The sequence below is a fragment of the Candidatus Stoquefichus sp. SB1 genome (assembly GCF_001244545.1).
Taxonomy (GTDB): domain Bacteria; phylum Bacillota_I; class Bacilli_A; order Erysipelotrichales; family Coprobacillaceae; genus Stoquefichus.
The window spans coordinates 599928-615637 of sequence record NZ_LN852695.1; the positions used below are offsets into that span (position 1 = coordinate 599928).

17 protein-coding genes are annotated in these 15710 nt (G+C 31.4%); 14 read left to right on the plus strand and 3 right to left on the minus strand.

The genetic code is table 11. The features are described 5' to 3' along the window. Window positions 1-93: 93 nt before the first annotated feature. Complete coding sequence (locus BN1865_RS10980; protein ID WP_050637283.1) at window positions 94-639, plus strand: PBECR4 domain-containing protein; 546 nt, start codon at window positions 94-96, stop codon at window positions 637-639. Window positions 640-712: 73 nt separating this feature from the next. Continuing rightward, complete coding sequence (locus BN1865_RS10985; protein WP_050637284.1) at window positions 713-928, plus strand: hypothetical protein; 216 nt, start codon at window positions 713-715, stop codon at window positions 926-928. Between the two features lie 52 nt (window positions 929-980). On the opposite strand, the gene bilS is transcribed toward BN1865_RS10985, so the two are convergent. Both bilS and bilQ read right to left on the minus strand, forming a co-directional pair. Further along, window positions 981-1478: a flavodoxin family protein BilS gene (gene bilS, locus BN1865_RS10990; RefSeq protein WP_050637285.1), complete on the minus strand. Its 498-nt coding sequence runs from the start codon at window positions 1476-1478 to the stop codon at window positions 981-983. Between the two features lie 12 nt (window positions 1479-1490). Beyond that, window positions 1491-1901 (minus strand): bilirubin utilization transcriptional regulator BilQ, encoded by a 411-nt coding sequence (gene bilQ, locus BN1865_RS10995; protein ID WP_050637286.1) that lies wholly within the window; start codon window positions 1899-1901, stop codon window positions 1491-1493. A 151-nt stretch (window positions 1902-2052) separates the two neighbouring features. On the opposite strand from bilQ, the gene BN1865_RS11000 reads away from it, so the two are divergent. From BN1865_RS11000 to BN1865_RS11045, 10 genes are all read left to right on the plus strand, one after another. After that, window positions 2053-2598 carry a LemA family protein gene (locus BN1865_RS11000; RefSeq protein WP_050637287.1) on the plus strand — a complete coding sequence of 182 codons (546 nt, stop codon included), beginning with the start codon at window positions 2053-2055 and terminating at the stop codon, window positions 2596-2598. Between the two features lies 1 nt (window position 2599). Next, window positions 2600-4372: a DUF2207 family protein gene (locus tag BN1865_RS11005; protein WP_232780377.1), complete on the plus strand. Its 1773-nt coding sequence runs from the start codon at window positions 2600-2602 to the stop codon at window positions 4370-4372. 12 nt (window positions 4373-4384) lie between these two features. Then, window positions 4385-5290, plus strand: coding sequence for a D-alanyl-D-alanine carboxypeptidase family protein (locus BN1865_RS11010; RefSeq protein ID WP_050637288.1), 906 nt, complete (start codon window positions 4385-4387; stop codon window positions 5288-5290). An 8-nt stretch (window positions 5291-5298) separates the two neighbouring features. Then, on the plus strand, window positions 5299-5808 hold the full coding sequence (locus tag BN1865_RS11015) for a dUTP diphosphatase (RefSeq protein ID WP_050637289.1): 510 nt from the start codon (window positions 5299-5301) through the stop codon (window positions 5806-5808). Window positions 5809-5817: 9 nt separating this feature from the next. After that, entirely contained in the window at window positions 5818-6948 is a 1131-nt protein-coding gene (locus BN1865_RS11020; RefSeq protein WP_050637290.1) for a CapA family protein, read from the plus strand. 137 nt (window positions 6949-7085) lie between these two features. Then, entirely contained in the window at window positions 7086-7703 is a 618-nt protein-coding gene (locus tag BN1865_RS11025) for a CDP-alcohol phosphatidyltransferase family protein (RefSeq protein ID WP_050637291.1), read from the plus strand. 146 nt (window positions 7704-7849) lie between these two features. After that, window positions 7850-8566 carry a phosphatidylserine decarboxylase gene (locus tag BN1865_RS11030; protein ID WP_232780378.1) on the plus strand — a complete coding sequence of 239 codons (717 nt, stop codon included), beginning with the start codon at window positions 7850-7852 and terminating at the stop codon, window positions 8564-8566. A gap of 46 nt (window positions 8567-8612) precedes the next feature. Further along, window positions 8613-9386, plus strand: a complete 774-nt coding sequence (locus BN1865_RS11035) for a ParA family protein (protein WP_050637293.1) — start codon at window positions 8613-8615, stop codon at window positions 9384-9386. Further along, window positions 9373-10269: a ParB/RepB/Spo0J family partition protein gene (locus BN1865_RS11040; protein ID WP_050637294.1), complete on the plus strand. Its 897-nt coding sequence runs from the start codon at window positions 9373-9375 to the stop codon at window positions 10267-10269. The genes BN1865_RS11035 and BN1865_RS11040 overlap by 14 nt, the downstream gene beginning before the upstream one ends. Window positions 10270-10299: 30 nt before the next feature. Beyond that, on the plus strand, window positions 10300-11652 hold the full coding sequence (locus BN1865_RS11045; protein ID WP_050637295.1) for an MATE family efflux transporter: 1353 nt from the start codon (window positions 10300-10302) through the stop codon (window positions 11650-11652). Here the strand turns inward: BN1865_RS11045 and BN1865_RS11050 are convergent. Beyond that, complete coding sequence (locus BN1865_RS11050; RefSeq protein ID WP_050637296.1) at window positions 11641-12531, minus strand: MurR/RpiR family transcriptional regulator; 891 nt, start codon at window positions 12529-12531, stop codon at window positions 11641-11643. The two genes, BN1865_RS11045 and BN1865_RS11050, sit on opposite strands and share 12 nt — an antisense overlap. Before the next feature lie 196 nt (window positions 12532-12727). Here BN1865_RS11050 and BN1865_RS11055 point away from each other — a divergent pair, with 196 nt between their 5' ends. Both BN1865_RS11055 and BN1865_RS11060 read left to right on the plus strand, forming a co-directional pair. Beyond that, window positions 12728-14125: a PTS sugar transporter subunit IIC gene (locus BN1865_RS11055; RefSeq protein ID WP_050637297.1), complete on the plus strand. Its 1398-nt coding sequence runs from the start codon at window positions 12728-12730 to the stop codon at window positions 14123-14125. A gap of 186 nt (window positions 14126-14311) precedes the next feature. Then, window positions 14312-15709 carry a 6-phospho-beta-glucosidase gene (locus tag BN1865_RS11060; protein WP_050637298.1) on the plus strand — a complete coding sequence of 466 codons (1398 nt, stop codon included), beginning with the start codon at window positions 14312-14314 and terminating at the stop codon, window positions 15707-15709. The last annotated feature ends 1 nt before the right edge of the window (window position 15710 follow it).

Sequence of the window (15710 nt, forward strand, 5' to 3'; positions counted from 1 at the left end):
AAGTTGGCAAGCAACAGAAAAATCAAGCAAGAGAAGGGTTTGTAGTTTCTTAGGAAATTATGAACCCTTCTTAAATTATTGTATGGAGGATTTATGTTATCATCAAAGGAAATAAATATATTGATTGAAGCAGCACAATTGTATAAAAATAATTTACTTAATATGAATGTTATGTTCATTCACTATAATAAGAAAACACATAAGTATTCCTATTCTGAGATGTTATTTGAAAAAAAGAACTTTTTACATCTTACAGGAATTCAATTTATAGAATCAGAAGAAGAAAATAAAAAATCAGTTTTATTTTATAATAAATGTATAAATAATAAATTATCAAAAAAGGATATTCTTCCTAAACAAAATGGAACGACTGTTTTAAAATTAGAAATCATACGAGTTATCATGAATTTACATACCAATACATCTATGATAGGCGAATATAATTATTCTAAGCCAAAGTTGATTGTTGATAAAATTTGCGGAGGTGTTTATGCATCATTAGGTATAGATAAAGGTGATAATGGCTATTTTTATCCTAAGAGCACTTTACAGGAAGATATAAGAAAATTAGTAACTTCATATGATATTGTTGAAGGAATAATGATTAAAAATAGAAATGAAAAAGTTTACAAAAAATAAACTAAAGGTAGCTATAAATGACCTGCCAGATGATATAAAGAAAAAAATAGATATATGAACTTCAGCTAATACAATGTTTGATTTAATGTTAACAGATACAGTTGATCTTGTTATTGATATTCCAACTCGAAACAATAACTTAAAAGATGGGTTCTTAATGAGAAGATTTGCAGTTGAAGCAGGAATTCCAATTTATACATCATTAGATACTGCCCAAGCCTTAATAACAAGTTTACAAAAAAGACATCAGGGTGATACGTCACTCATTGATATTACACAATTAAGGTAAAAGAAAAAGTTATGGAGAAATCCATAACTTTTATAATAAAAACAAATTGTGCCTATCTGGGAAGGGATTGAAGTTGATTTATCAACGATTGAATATCCTTTTCATTTGGGTGAGAGAGCGCCTGATCAAAGTTATCAATCAATGGTAAAAACTTTTGAGGGTTATCTTTAGCCAGTTTAGCATAACGTTCACGAATACTTACTGGCATTTTGCCCTGACACATATATGTTCCTATTATCTCATTAGAAGTATCTATATAAGAGAGAATATTGTGAAGAATTGTTTGAAAATATTGAGAACTGCCACCAAAACCAGCTGTTCCAAATAGGAATATTTTTTGATTCTTTATCTTCTTTAAATAATCTTGTAAAGGTCCATCACATGTTCCCTTATCAGTCCAAAAACCAATAAACAAAATATCAGCATGAATGTCATTGGAAGATGGATGACCATAATATACACATTCATCATGTTTATAAAAAGAATGAATTTGTTGTGCGAGTTGTTCTGTGTTTCCAGTATGACTTGAATAGATAATAGCGTATTTCATATGTAGACCTCCTTATTTTGAAATGACCATTTTATTTAATAATGTCATAAGTAATTCTGCTTCTTGCGATGATAAATCTTTTAAGATCATCTGATCCCATTGATAAAAGAAATCATGACTTAACTGAAAAATCTCTTGTCCTTTTTGTGTTAATGATAAGAGTCTTGCACGTTTATCACGTGGATTGACTTCTTGAACAATCCATTGATGATTTTCTAACTTTGTAAGTGCTCTTGTTGTATGTCCAGAATCTAATTGTAATTGAGTGGCTAATTCTTTCGGTGAACATTGTGGATGTTTTCCGATATAGAGTAAAAAGAATAACTGCCCCTGGGTTAAATGATGCTTTTGCAATTCTTTTTGACAGAATTGTCTAAATTGTTTTTGTAATATTGTTATATATAAGGCAAATGATGGCTTCAATTGATATACCTCCAATTAACTGACTAAGTCAATTATCTGCTTTTTTATGAAAAGTGTCAATAGATATGCATCATTGTAAAAAATTAATGAATAATTAAGGAATTTTTAGGCAATATGGTTTATAATAAGGACATACAGGAGGGTATGATATATGATATGGATTATTTTAGGTGTCGTTGTTGTTATAGCGTTATGGGTAGGTATGACATATAATGGTTTAACAAGATTGAGAAATAAGGTGAAAACAAATTGGGCACAGATTGATGTGGTTTTAAAAAGACGTGCTGATTTGATTCCTAATTTAGTAGAAACTGTAAAAGGTTATGCAAAACATGAAAAGGAAACTTTGGATGATGTGATTAAAGCAAGAAATACTTATGTGAGTGCTTCTTTGCCTGAGGATCAAATGAAAGCTTCTGGGGAGTTAACACAAGCATTAAATAAGTTGATGATGTTAAGTGAAGCTTATCCAGATTTAAAGGCGAATACAAACTTTATACAATTACAAAATGAATTGAGAGAGACAGAAGATAAAATTACTTTTGCTAGACAATTCTATAATGATTCAGTTTATGCTTATCAAAATAAGATTGAAATGTTCCCTTCAAATATAATTGCTGGATTATTTGGATTTAAACCTTTTGTTTTCTTCCAAGTTGATGAAGCTGATAAAAAAGCACCAGAGGTTAAGTTTTAATATGAAGAAAAAGAAAATATGTCTTATATTTTCTCTTTTTCTTAGTCTTTTCTTTTCAATTGGAACAGTTTTTGCAAGTTCAACTGAATTAAAAGATATGCAGATTCATGCTTATATTAATGAGGATGGAAGTGCACATATACAAGAAATATGGGATATGAATATTAATGAGGGAACAGAGGTTTATAAAGTTTTTAATAGAATGGGAGCATCAAAGATTACGAATCTCAAGGTCACTGATGAAAATGGCTTGAATTATAAAAATATTGGTGAATGGGATGTTGATGCTTCAAGAAAACAAAAGAATGGAAAATGTGGTTTAGTTACAAAATCAGATGGATATGAATTGTGTTTTGGAATCGGTGATTATGGTAAAAGAACATATACTTTTGAATATGATGTGTCTCATTTTATCAAAGGTTATGAAGATAATGAGCAGGGATTCAATTATGCATTCTTTTCAGATTTATCTTTAACACCAGATAAAGCCAAAGTGACTATTTCTTCACCTTATACATTTAATGAAGAAAATGCATCAATATGGGCATTTGGTTATGATGGTGATGTACATTTTGTAGATGGTAAAGTCGTTATGACAAGCAATGGAAGTCGTTTTCGTGGTAGTAAAATGCAGCTTTTAATGCGCATTAATGATGGGACATTTTCTGCTCCTTATGCAACAGGTCAGTATTTTAAAGATGTTTTAGCTGATGCTCAAGAAGGCAGTGATTATGATAATCTCGATAGTGATGGAAATGATGAATCAACACAAATAAGTGCTATGGATACTATTTTACCAATTGGGATTGTTGTGGGTTCAATGGCATTAGTGGGATCTATTTTTGTAGCAAGTGCTTTTTCTAGTAAAAAACGTGAGAAGATGAAATACGTATTTAGTGATGGACAACCTTTGCATAAGAATAATGTGAATATGTTTAGAGATATTCCTTGCAACAAAGATATTTTTGAATTTTATTATCTAGCAAAGAAAGCCAATTTAATTACTGATAAAGATCGTGGTGGAATGGTTGGTGCTGTTTTATTAAGATGGATTCAAAAAGGTTATATTGTTTTTAATAAAACAGAAGAGTCACGTATGGTTTTCTTTAAAAAAGATGGTTTTTCTATTGATTTAGATAAAGAAATTCCTATTACAGATCCATTAGAAATGAAATTATTAGGTTTTATTAGAAATGCTGCTGGATCAAATAAAAAGTTAGAAACAAAAGAATTTGAAAAATGGTGTGGTTCACACTATGAAGATATTGATGAATGGTTTACTCAGATTGAAAACACTGTAGAATATAAATTTAAAAATAGTGGTTTAATTAAAGTTGAGGAAACCGATACTCGATATATGGGGTTAAAAATTAAAAGAAAACGCGATGTTCTTGATGTTACTTTACGTGAAAAAATGGAACAAGTGATTGGCTTAAAGAAATTTTTACAGGAAATGAGTTTGATTGATGAAAAAGAAGTGATTGAAGTGAGAATGTGGGAAGAATATTTGATTTTTGCTTCTATTTTAGGTATTGCTGATAAAGTGAGTGAGCAATTAGGAGAATTATGTCCAACATTTAATCAACAGTCAAATTTAGATACAATTTATACAATGCAGATGGTTCATATGTTTGCTTATGATAGTATGCGTGCATCACGAAATGCTGCTATGGCTGCTCAGCAGGCTTCAAGGTCAGGAGGCTTTGGAGGCGGTGCATCATTTGGAGGCGGCGGAGGCGGCTTCTCAGGTGGCGGAGGCGGCGGTGTCCGTTAAAAGGAGAATGTTATGAAGAAATATTTATGTTTATTATTAGCTGGAATGTTTATTTTAACTGGTTGTAGTCATGAAGAAGATAAAACAGCACCAGCATTAAAATTAACCAAAACAAGAGTACAGGTTGGATTAAATTCACAAATTGATTATACTTCTTTTATTGAAAAAGCAGTAGATGAAGTGGATGGTGATTTAATATCAGCTGTTCAATATAATGAGATTGATACATCAAAACTTGGACAATCTCAAATTAAATACACTGTCAAAGATGAATCAGGAAATGAAAGTATACAAACATTAACAGTAGATGTTGTGAAATATTTTAAAAATGGTATTTATAGTCCTTTAAATGTGACACCAGATACAGTTGAAAACCCTGAAGATGTAACAGTGCTTGTGAATAAAGTTCATGCTATTCCAGAGGGGTGGGTACCTGATGATTTACAGCCTGTGATTGATAATAAAAATCAAAAGTTGAGAAAAGAAGCCAATGAGGCATATACAAAATTTTATAATGCGGCTAAAGAAAAAGGTATTGATATTTATTCAATTTCAGGATATCGTACAAATGCAACACAAAAGTTATATTGGAATAATCAGGTGAAAGTCTATGGTGAGGAATACGCATCTCAATATAGTGCCTATCCTGGTAGAAGTGAACATCAACTGGGATTAGCGATTGATATTTCTTATACGACACAAGGTGATCGTTTAAGTGAAAAAGTTGCAACAAGTCCACTAGGAAAATTTATTGTCAGTGATGCTTATAAATACGGATTTATTTTAAGATATCAAAAAGATAAAGTTGCAATTACAAATTATGGTTATGAACCATGGCATATGCGTTATGTAGGTGTGGAACTTGCGACAAAACTTCATGAAAGTGGCTTAACTTTGGAAGAGTATTATAAACAATAGGAGGAGTTATGGAGAAAGCAAAATTTTATAAAGTGTCATATCAGCAATTTGAAGAAAGTTATTTAGATTATGATCCAAAGGCATCTCAAGAATCTATTCAACAGATATATGATGAATTGGAATTGCCAAAACGTGCAACACGAGGATCAGCAGGATATGATTTTTATACACCGGTTGATGTTTATTTGAAACCGGGTGAAACAATCAAGATTCCAACAGGAATAAGATGTGAAATGAATGAAAGTTGGGTATTGATGATTTATCCTAGAAGTGGATTGGGTTTTAAATATAGATTACAGTTGAATAATACAGTAGGTGTTATTGATAGCGATTATTTTTATTCAGATAATGAAGGTCATATTTTTATTAAGATGACTAATGATTCTAATGAAGAAAAAAATGTAGATGTAAAAAAAGGTCAAGGTATTGCTCAAGGAATCTTTATGCAGTATGGGATAGTGGAAGATGATGACGCTACTCAAGTGCGTAATGGAGGATTTGGAAGCACTACGAAGTAAGGAGTACTTATGAAAAAAATTATTGTATTCGTTGTTGCGATGTTATTAATGGTTGGATGTTCAAGTCAAAAAGATGCTGATAATAAGACACCTGTTACTCAGGATAAAACAGTTTCGTTCACTGCTGTAGGTGATAATTTAATGCATCAGTTATTAATAGATAATGCGAAAAAAGGTGATGATTATGACTTTTCTTCGTATTATCAGAATATTCAATCTTATATTCAAAAAGCTGATTTGGCTTTTGTGAATCAGGAAACAATTTTAGGTGGTGGAAAACCATCAGGATATCCTAATTTTAATACACCAGATGTCATGGCTAAAAATTTACAGGATGTTGGTTTTGATATTGTTAATGGAGCAACAAATCATAGTTTAGATAAAGGTGGAGAAGCAATTCTTCATTCTATAAATGTTTTTAAGAAGTATAAAGATATGCATTATATTGGTTTGTATGAGTCACAAGAAAAAAGAGATGATATTACAGTTGTAGAAAAGAATGGTATTAAAATTGCTTTATTATCTTATAATCAGTTAACAAATGGACATAAGATGCCCAATTCCTATTGTATGAATTTGTTTGATGAAGAAACGATTCGAAAAGATGTTGAAAATGCAAAAGAAATTAGTGATTTTGTGATTGTTTCATGTCATTGGGGAAATGAATATGATACACAAGCCAATGCTTTTCAAAAAAAATATGCTAAGTTATTTGCAGATTTAGGTGTTGATGTGATTATTGGTACACATTCTCACACTTTACAACCAATAGAATGGGTAGAAGGAAAAGAAGGTCATAAAACATTAGTGGCTTATAGTCTTGGTAATTTTGTAAGTGGAATGATGGAAGAAGAAACACAATTAGAAGGTATGTTATCATTTGATTTAAAGAAAGAAGATAATCGTACATCAATTGAAAATGTTGTTTTAACACCTTTGGTTAATCATTATGAGATTACGAATCTTAAAGATGCTTATGGAACAAGAAAAGGATTTACTGTTTATCGTATGAAAGATTATACTGAGGAACTTGCTAAAAAGCATGGTTTAAATGGATATCAGGGAATTTCAATTGATTTAAATAAGATGAAGGATAAGGTTCAAAAGAGAATAACAAGTGGTATCCAAATAGATATGTAAAAACATAAAGGGCAGCAGAAATGCTGCTTTTTGTATAGATGAAAAATTTGAAATTTTTACTAATAAAGAAAAGTCCTATAAAAAATTGTAGAAGTATGCTATAATACAGACGTTAAACTAGAAAATGGGAGAAAGATATGATTGGTTATTATAATTATACGGTTATATTAACGTATTTGAGTCTAATAAGTGCACTATTTGGGACACATTTGGCTTTTAGAGGCAATACTGTAGGATCTTTAATCTGTCTGTTATTATGTGGTGCCTTTGATTCCTTTGATGGGATGGTTGCGCGTACCAAAAAAGATCGAACTGAAGAAGAAAAAAAGTTTGGAATTCAAATCGATTCATTAGCTGATATGTTTAGTTTTGGGATATTTCCTGCATTAATTGGATATACCATGGGATTGGATAGTTGGATTTGGTTTGTTATTTTTGCATTATATGCAGTATGTGCGGTCAGTAGATTAGGATATTTTAATGTAGCTGAGGAAATGCGTCAAAAAGAGACGACTGAAAAGAGAAAATATTATCAGGGGCTACCAGTGACAAGTTCGTCATTGATTTTTCCAGCTATTTATTTATTAAGATATTTTTTAACACCAATGTTAACTTATAGTATTTATGGTTGGGTTATGCTTATTGTTGCAATTGCATTTGTTGTGGATTTTGCTGTGCCTAAACCTGGTTTTAAAGGTATTTTGGGGATGGTTGGAATCGGTGTGCTTGTTTGCATAGGATTGGTATTTTTATAATGAAAATTTATGATAGAAAAGGTCAGGAAGTTATTGTTGATCAAAGTCAAAATAACTTATTAAAATTATTATATAGTCATGTATTAGGAAGATGTCTGCTAAAAGTGCTTACCCTTCCTTTTATTACCTACTTAGGGGGAATATACATGAATAGTTTTTTATCTAAGCATAAAATTCAACCATTTATTCAAAAAAATCATATTGATATGAGTCAATATATCGTTCAAGATTATCATAGTTATAATGATTTTTTTACAAGACAAATTAAAAGAGAATATCGCCCATTTTCTAAAGATAGTCATACTTTAATAGCACCAGCAGATTCTAAATTGACGTATTATCCAATTTTTCAAGATACTCATTTAAAAATAAAAGATTCTTTATATTCATTGGAGGATTTATTACAGAATCAAGAATTGGCACATAGTTATCAAGGTGGTGTCTGTTTGATTTTTAGATTGACAGTAGATGATTATCATCGTTACTGTTTTATTGATAATGGTACAAAAGAAGATGATCATTATATTCCAGGTATTTTTCATACTGTCAATCCAATAGCAAATGATTATTATCCTATTTATAAACAAAATGCACGTTCATATTCATTATTACATACAGAGAATTTTGATGATGTGATTTATATGGAAGTAGGAGCTATGATGGTTGGGAAGATAGTCAATCATTCGAAAACAAGTTTTCAAAAAGGTGAAGAAAAAGGATATTTTGAATTTGGGGGATCAACAATTGTTATGTTGTTGAAGGCCAATATTATTGATATAGATGAAGATATTATAAAGAACTCAATGACTCATGATGAGACACGTGTTCTGATGGGTGAAAAAATAGGTGTAAAAAGAGTGTAAGTTGTGTTAGAATAGTTACGCATATGTTATCAAGGAGGAAATAGAAATGTCAAAAGTTATAGCCGTTACAAATCAAAAGGGTGGTGTAGGGAAAACCACAACAAGTGTCAATTTAAGTGCGGCACTTGCATATATGGGTAAAAAAGTGCTATTGATTGATATTGATCCTCAAGCGAATGCGACTCAGGGAATAGGTGTTGATCGTGCTGAATTAGATTTAACTGTCTATGATGCAATTACTCAAAATACACCATTAAAAGAAATTATTATTCCAACTGATGTTGAACGTTTAGATATTGTTCCGGCTAATATTGATTTAGCTGGGGTAGAAATAGAACTTTCTCAAGTAAAAACAGGGAGAGAACAAAGATTAAAAAATGCTCTAGCGTCACAAAGAGATAAATATGATTATGTGATTGTAGATTGTCCCCCAGCTTTAGGGCTATTAAATACAAATGCATTAACGGCATCTGATTCAGTATTGATTCCTGTTCAGTGTGAGTATTATGCTTTAGAGGGATTGACACAATTATTAAATACTATTTTATTAACACAGAAGGTTTTTAATGAAGATTTAACAATTGAAGGTGTTTTATTAACAATGTTAGATTCTCGTACAAATTTAGGAATTGAAGTCTCACAGGAAGTGAGAAAATATTTTAGAGAAAAAGTTTATGATGTTGTTATTCCAAGAAATATTAAGTTATCAGAGGCTCCTTCAGAAGGATTGAATATTTTTGATTATGATAGTAGTTCTGAAGGTGCAAAGTCATATGCAAAATTGGCTAAGGAAGTGGTGAAACGTAATGGCAACAGCTAAGAAATCAAAGAAGTTAGGAAAAGGATTAGATGCTATTTTTGGTGATGCATCACAAGGTGGCGATTTACAGTCAGTTATTGATGCAATTGAAAAGAAAGCACCCAATTTATCACATGTTCTTATTCCATTAAAGGATATTAGACCTAATCCATATCAGCCACGAAAACATTTTGATGAAGAAAAATTAAATGAGTTGGCACAATCAATTAAAGAACATGGTATTTTTCAGCCAATCATTGTGAAAGAATCTATACAAGGTTATGAAATTGTAGCAGGTGAAAGACGTTTTAGAGCAGCATCTATTGTTGGATTAGCTGAAGTACCAGCTATTATTGTTGATTTTACTGATCAGCAAATGATGGAAATTGCCTTATTAGAAAATATTCAGCGTGAAGATCTAAATGCAATTGAAGAAGCTCAAGCATATCAGACAATGATGAAAAAATTAAAGTTAACACAAGAAGAATTAGCAAAGCGTGTAGGAAAATCAAGAGCACATATTGCTAATACTGTGAGATTGTTAAAGATGCCTAAAAAGATGCAGGATTATGTTTTAGAAGGGCAATTAACAATGGGACATATTAAGCCACTTATTACAATTGATGAAAAGAAAGCTTTGGAAGTGGCACAAAAAGCAATAGATCAACAATTGTCTGTAAGAGAAGTTGAAGATATTGTGAAAGGTATTAAATTACAGGCAGCAAGAATTGCTAAGCCTAAGGAAGCAAAACCAAAAGAATATGTATATGTAGAAGGATTACTCAGAAAGAAATATCGTACAAAGATTAAAGTTGCTGATAATTCAATTACAATTAAATATACAGATACGAAAGATTTAAATAGAATATTAGAATTAATGGGAGTTATAGAGGAAGAACTTTAAAAAGTTCTTCTTTTTGATGGGAGTTATTTTATGAAAAAATCAATGAATTTATTAGAGGGTCCAATCTTTAAAACCCTTATGACATTAGCATTGCCAATTATGGGAACATCTTTAATCCAAATGGCTTACAATCTTATCGATATGATTTGGATTGGAAGAATTGGGGCCAGTGCTGTAGCGGCTGTAGGAAGTGCAGGGATGTATATGTGGTTGTCCAATGGCATTAGTACACTTGCTAAAATGGGAGGCCAGGTTTGTGTTGGACAGGCAATTGGTTCACAACAGAAAAAGCAGGCAACTCAATATGCTTCAGCAACAATTCAACTCGGAATCTTGTTTGGAATATTATATGGAGTTATAACTCTTATTTGTTATCGACCAATGATTAGTTTCTTTCATTTAACTTCTCAAGAAGTGATTCAACAGGCTGAAATATATTTGATTGTGACTTGTGGATTTGTGGTAATTAATTTTATAAATCAAATTTTTACCAGTTTAATGACAGCGATTGGAAATAGCCATCATCCTTTTATAGCTACAACAGTAGGATTAATACTAAATATTATCCTTGACCCATTCCTTATTTTTGGATTGAATATGGGAGTATTAGGTGCTGCAATTGCTACTGTTATTTCACAATTGATTGTTTTAATGATGATGATTTATTATGCAAAAAAAGATAAGATTTTATTTGATGAAATGAAATTAAAAACACGAAATCCTCAATATATCTATGCTAAAATTATAAAGATTGGATTACCAACTGGATTACAAAGTTTATGTTTTACTTTTATTTCAATGGTTATTGCAAGATTTATAGCTGGATATGGTGATGTCGCTATTGCAGTACAAAAAGTAGGTTCACAAATAGAATCTATTTCATGGATGAGTGCTGAAGGATTTGGAAATGCATTAAATGCTTTTGTGGCTCAAAACTATGGAGCAGGTAATATTGAACGTGTTAAGAAGGGAACGTACTCTGCTTTAAAGACATGTGTTGTTTGGGGTATTTTAACAACAGCAATCCTTTATTTTTTTCCACAAATCATCTTTCAAATCTTTATAACTGAAAAAGACGTTATTCCACTAGGTGTAGATTACTTACAGATTCTTGCTTTCTCGCAATTATTTATGTGTATTGAAAGTACTTTGGCTGGAACATTAAATGGTTTAGGAAAAACATTCATACCATCTTGTGTATCAGTGACTTTAACAGCTGCTAGAATTCCTCTAGTGATGTTGTTATCAGCGACTGTACTAGCCTTAAATGGAATCTGGTGGGCAATTTCTCTATCAAGTATTGCAAAAGGATTGGTTATTGCAATTTGTTATTATTTTGTTATTAAAAAAATAAATAAAAAACAAGATGGCTTATTTAATTAAGTCATCTTTTAAAATAGGGTTATCAGATTTTCTATCAATTTCCATTTCTTGAGAGTACTTTATTTTATCAGATAAATATTTTTGATAATGGAAATGAAAACAATTTGCATAAAGAATATCAAGAATATAAAGGATAGATAAATTAATTGAAAAGTTACCAAGATTAGTAATTAATTTTTGTCTTGTAGATATATATAAACAACATTCACATAGATTTGTAACAGTATTGTGTCCGTATGATGTAATAGCAATCATCGGTATATGGCGCTCCTTGAGTTTTTGAGCCACCCTAACAGCACGAGATGTTTCGCCTGAATAAGAAATAATGATAAAACAACTTGTTTGATCTTGAAAGCAAGCTTCATAATAAATATCACTTGTATTATGATAAGAAATCACAGTTTTCCCAATTTTCAGCATATTATCTTTAAAAACTTTGGCAATATCTTTTGATGCGCCTGATGAGCAAACATAAATATTTTTGGCTTTTTCAAGCATATTAGCGGCTTGTTGAAGAGTGTCATGGTGAATTAAGGCAAGAGTATCTTTGATTGTCTCTTCATAAAGTATTCCTATTTTATTAGCAATTACAACATTTTTATCATTGGGTTGAAATGGAAAATTAGCGTCAATATCTTGAAAATGAGAAGATAAGTATTCTATTTCTTGGATATAAGCTTCTCTAAAATCAACATATCCTTCAAAGCCTAATTTTTGACAGAATCTCATTACTGATGAAGGAGATGTATAAGTGTGTTCGGCAATATGTCGGACACTTTCTTTTTTTATATTAAGATTGATGTTTAATATGTATTGAGCAATACATTTTTCTATCTCTGAAAATGTATGTGTGTCTTTTAACTTTTCTTTTATTAGCATAATAACCTCTCCTTTTTATCATATTATATAATGATTTTCTTTTTTATCTATATATTTTCTACTTTGGTACAACGTTTCTTAAAAGTGAGATGATTATTTTTGTTTTTAGATACGATGTACCTATTGAAGAGTAAAATATTGTTGAAAAATACAAACAAGTTATAATAGCATCATATCATATAAGGGAGGAAAAAATATGGATGCTTTTGCTGATAAGCTCGGTCGTGTTGGGGCATGGTGTGGACAAAATAAATATTTGTCAGCAATTAAAAATGCTTTTCAAAATTTTATGCCAGCAACGATTGCTGGAGCTATTGGTGTATTATGGACAAATGTATTGATTAATGACAATGTTGTCAATGGTGCACCACAAGGGTTGGGAAGTCTTTTACCAATTGTAATGAAGTTGGAACCATTGAATGCTATTTTTTCAGCTATACAATTTGCGACAATCTCATGTATTTCAATTGGAATAGTTATTCTCGTTGCTCAAGAAATTGGGGAAATGAATGGAGAAACTGGAGTTTTTAGTGCTGTGTTAGGATTTGTATCATGGATGGTTGTTACACCTAACACCTATAGTTTGAGTGGACAAACAGTAACTTTAGCTGATCATACAACGAAAACAGTTGCAGATTTTTTACCACAAGGAGCTAGTGTTGCAGATTTTGGTGGAATTTCATCATCTTATACAGGAGCAACAGGTTTATTTACAGCATTAATTATTGGGATTGTTGCATTAGAGATTTTTGGATTATTGAGAAAGATGGAAGTGTTAAAAATTAAAATGCCAGAACAAGTTCCACCTGGTGTTGCTAAATCGTTTGAAGTTCTTATTCCTGCTTTTTTAACGGTTGTGGCAATCGGAGGTATTGGATTTATTGTACATAGTTTAACAGGCAATTATGTCAATGACTTAATTTATACTTTAGTTCAAGAACCGTTAGGTCGAGTGATTGGTAATAATTTACTTGCTGTTTTATTACTTTTTGTTGTCATTTCACTATTTTGGCTAGTTGGTATTCATGGAAATAACATGGTAGAGGCAGTTAATCAATCTATCTTTAGACCATTATTATATGCGAATACAGCAGCTTATACATCTGCAAATTATAGTGGACAACAGGATATTCCAAATATTTTGAATTTAACAATGTTAGAAATGTTTGGGAAATGGGGTGGATCTGGATTAACGTTGTCACTGGTTATTGCTATATTTATTTTTGGAAAACGTGAAGATAATCGAGCAATTGCAACTTTATCAGTTGTACCTGGGCTATTCAACATTAATGAAACAGTGACATTTGGATTACCAATTGTTTTAAATCCTATATTAGGAATACCTTTTATCTTAGCACCATGTTTATCTATTACAATTGGTTATTTCTTAACAATGATAGGTTTCTGTCCAAAAGTTGTTTTGGAAGTACCATGGACTATGCCACCATTATTAATGGGATTCCTAGCAACTGGTGGTAATATTATGGGGGCTATTTCTCAACTAATTGTTATAGTTATTTGTGTTATTGTTTATGCTCCATTTTTAATGGCATATGAAAAATATCAAAATAAACAATCGCAAAAAGTGAGTTAATAATTCTGAAAAATATTTTTGACATCGAGTACAAAGTGTAAACTTTGTACTTTTGGTACATTGTTACGTGTATATAGAGAGATGTGCTATATAAATTGGTACATTGTACAAAGAAATATGAAAAGAATTTACTTCTTTTTAAAAAGAATTATGATATGTCTATAAATATAGAAAGGTGGTTTTTTTATGAAGAATGCAGTTAAAATTGTTACAATCGGTGGAGGAAGTAGTTATACTCCAGAATTAATGGAAGGATTTATCAAAAGATACGATGAACTTCCTATCAGAGAAATTTGGTTAGTTGATATTGAAGATGGTAAGGAAAAAATGGAAATCGTTGGTGCTATGGCTCAACGTATGTGGGATGCATCTCCTTATGATGTCAAAGTGCACATGACTTTGGATCGTAGAGAAGCATTACCAGGTGCTGACTTTGTCACAACTCAATTTAGAGTTGGTTTATTGAATGCTCGTATCAAGGATGAAAGAATTCCTTTCTCTTATGGAATGCTTGGACAAGAAACAAATGGTGCTGGAGGAATCTTCAAAGCTTTTAGAACAATTCCAGTCATCTTAGGTATTGTAGAAGACATGAAAGAATTATGTCCTGATGCTTGGCTCATCAACTTCACAAATCCAAGTGGAATGGTGACAGAAGCAGTCATGAAATATGGTCAATGGGACAAAGTTATTGGATTATGTAATGTCCCAGTTAGTGCAATGATGAAAGAACCAGAAACAATTGGAAAAACATTAGATCAATTAACTTATAAGTTCGCTGGATTAAACCATTTCCACTGGCATAAAGTTTATGATGAAAATGGAAAAGAAGTCACTCAAGATATTATTGATGCAATGTATGAAGGTAAAGATAGTGGTATTCCTGCTAACATTCACGATGTTCCTTATTTTAAGGAACAATTAGATACTATGAAAATGTTACCTTGTGGATATCATAGATATTACTATCGTCAACAAGAAATGTTGGCACATGGATTAGAAGAATATACTGATCCAAAAGTAGGAACACGTGGACAGCAAGTGAAACAAACAGAAGCAGAATTGTTTGAATTATACAAAGATCCTAACTTAGATCATAAACCAGAACAATTAGCAAAACGTGGAGGAGCACATTATAGTGATGCAGCATGTGAAACAATTGCATCAATCTATTCAAATGCCAATAGACACATTGTTGTGACAACAAGAAATAATGGAGCAGTGCCTGATTTACCAGCAGACTGTGCAGTAGAAGTTTCAGCATACATTGGAGCAACAGGAGCAAAAGCAATTGCGTTTGGAGAATTGCAACCAGCAGAAAAAGGATGGTTACAATGCATGAAAAACATGGAACACTGTGTAGAAGCAGCAGCAGTAACAGGAGATTATGGAATGGCATTACAGGCATTCATCTTAAATCCACAAATTCCATCAGGAGAAAAAGCAAAACAAGTATTAGATGAATTATTATTAGCACATAAGAAATACTTACCACAATTTGCAGAAAAGATTGCAGAATTAGAAGCAGCAGGAGTCACAATTAAAGATGATGTTGCTAGAGAATTAACTGAAAAAGGATTATAAT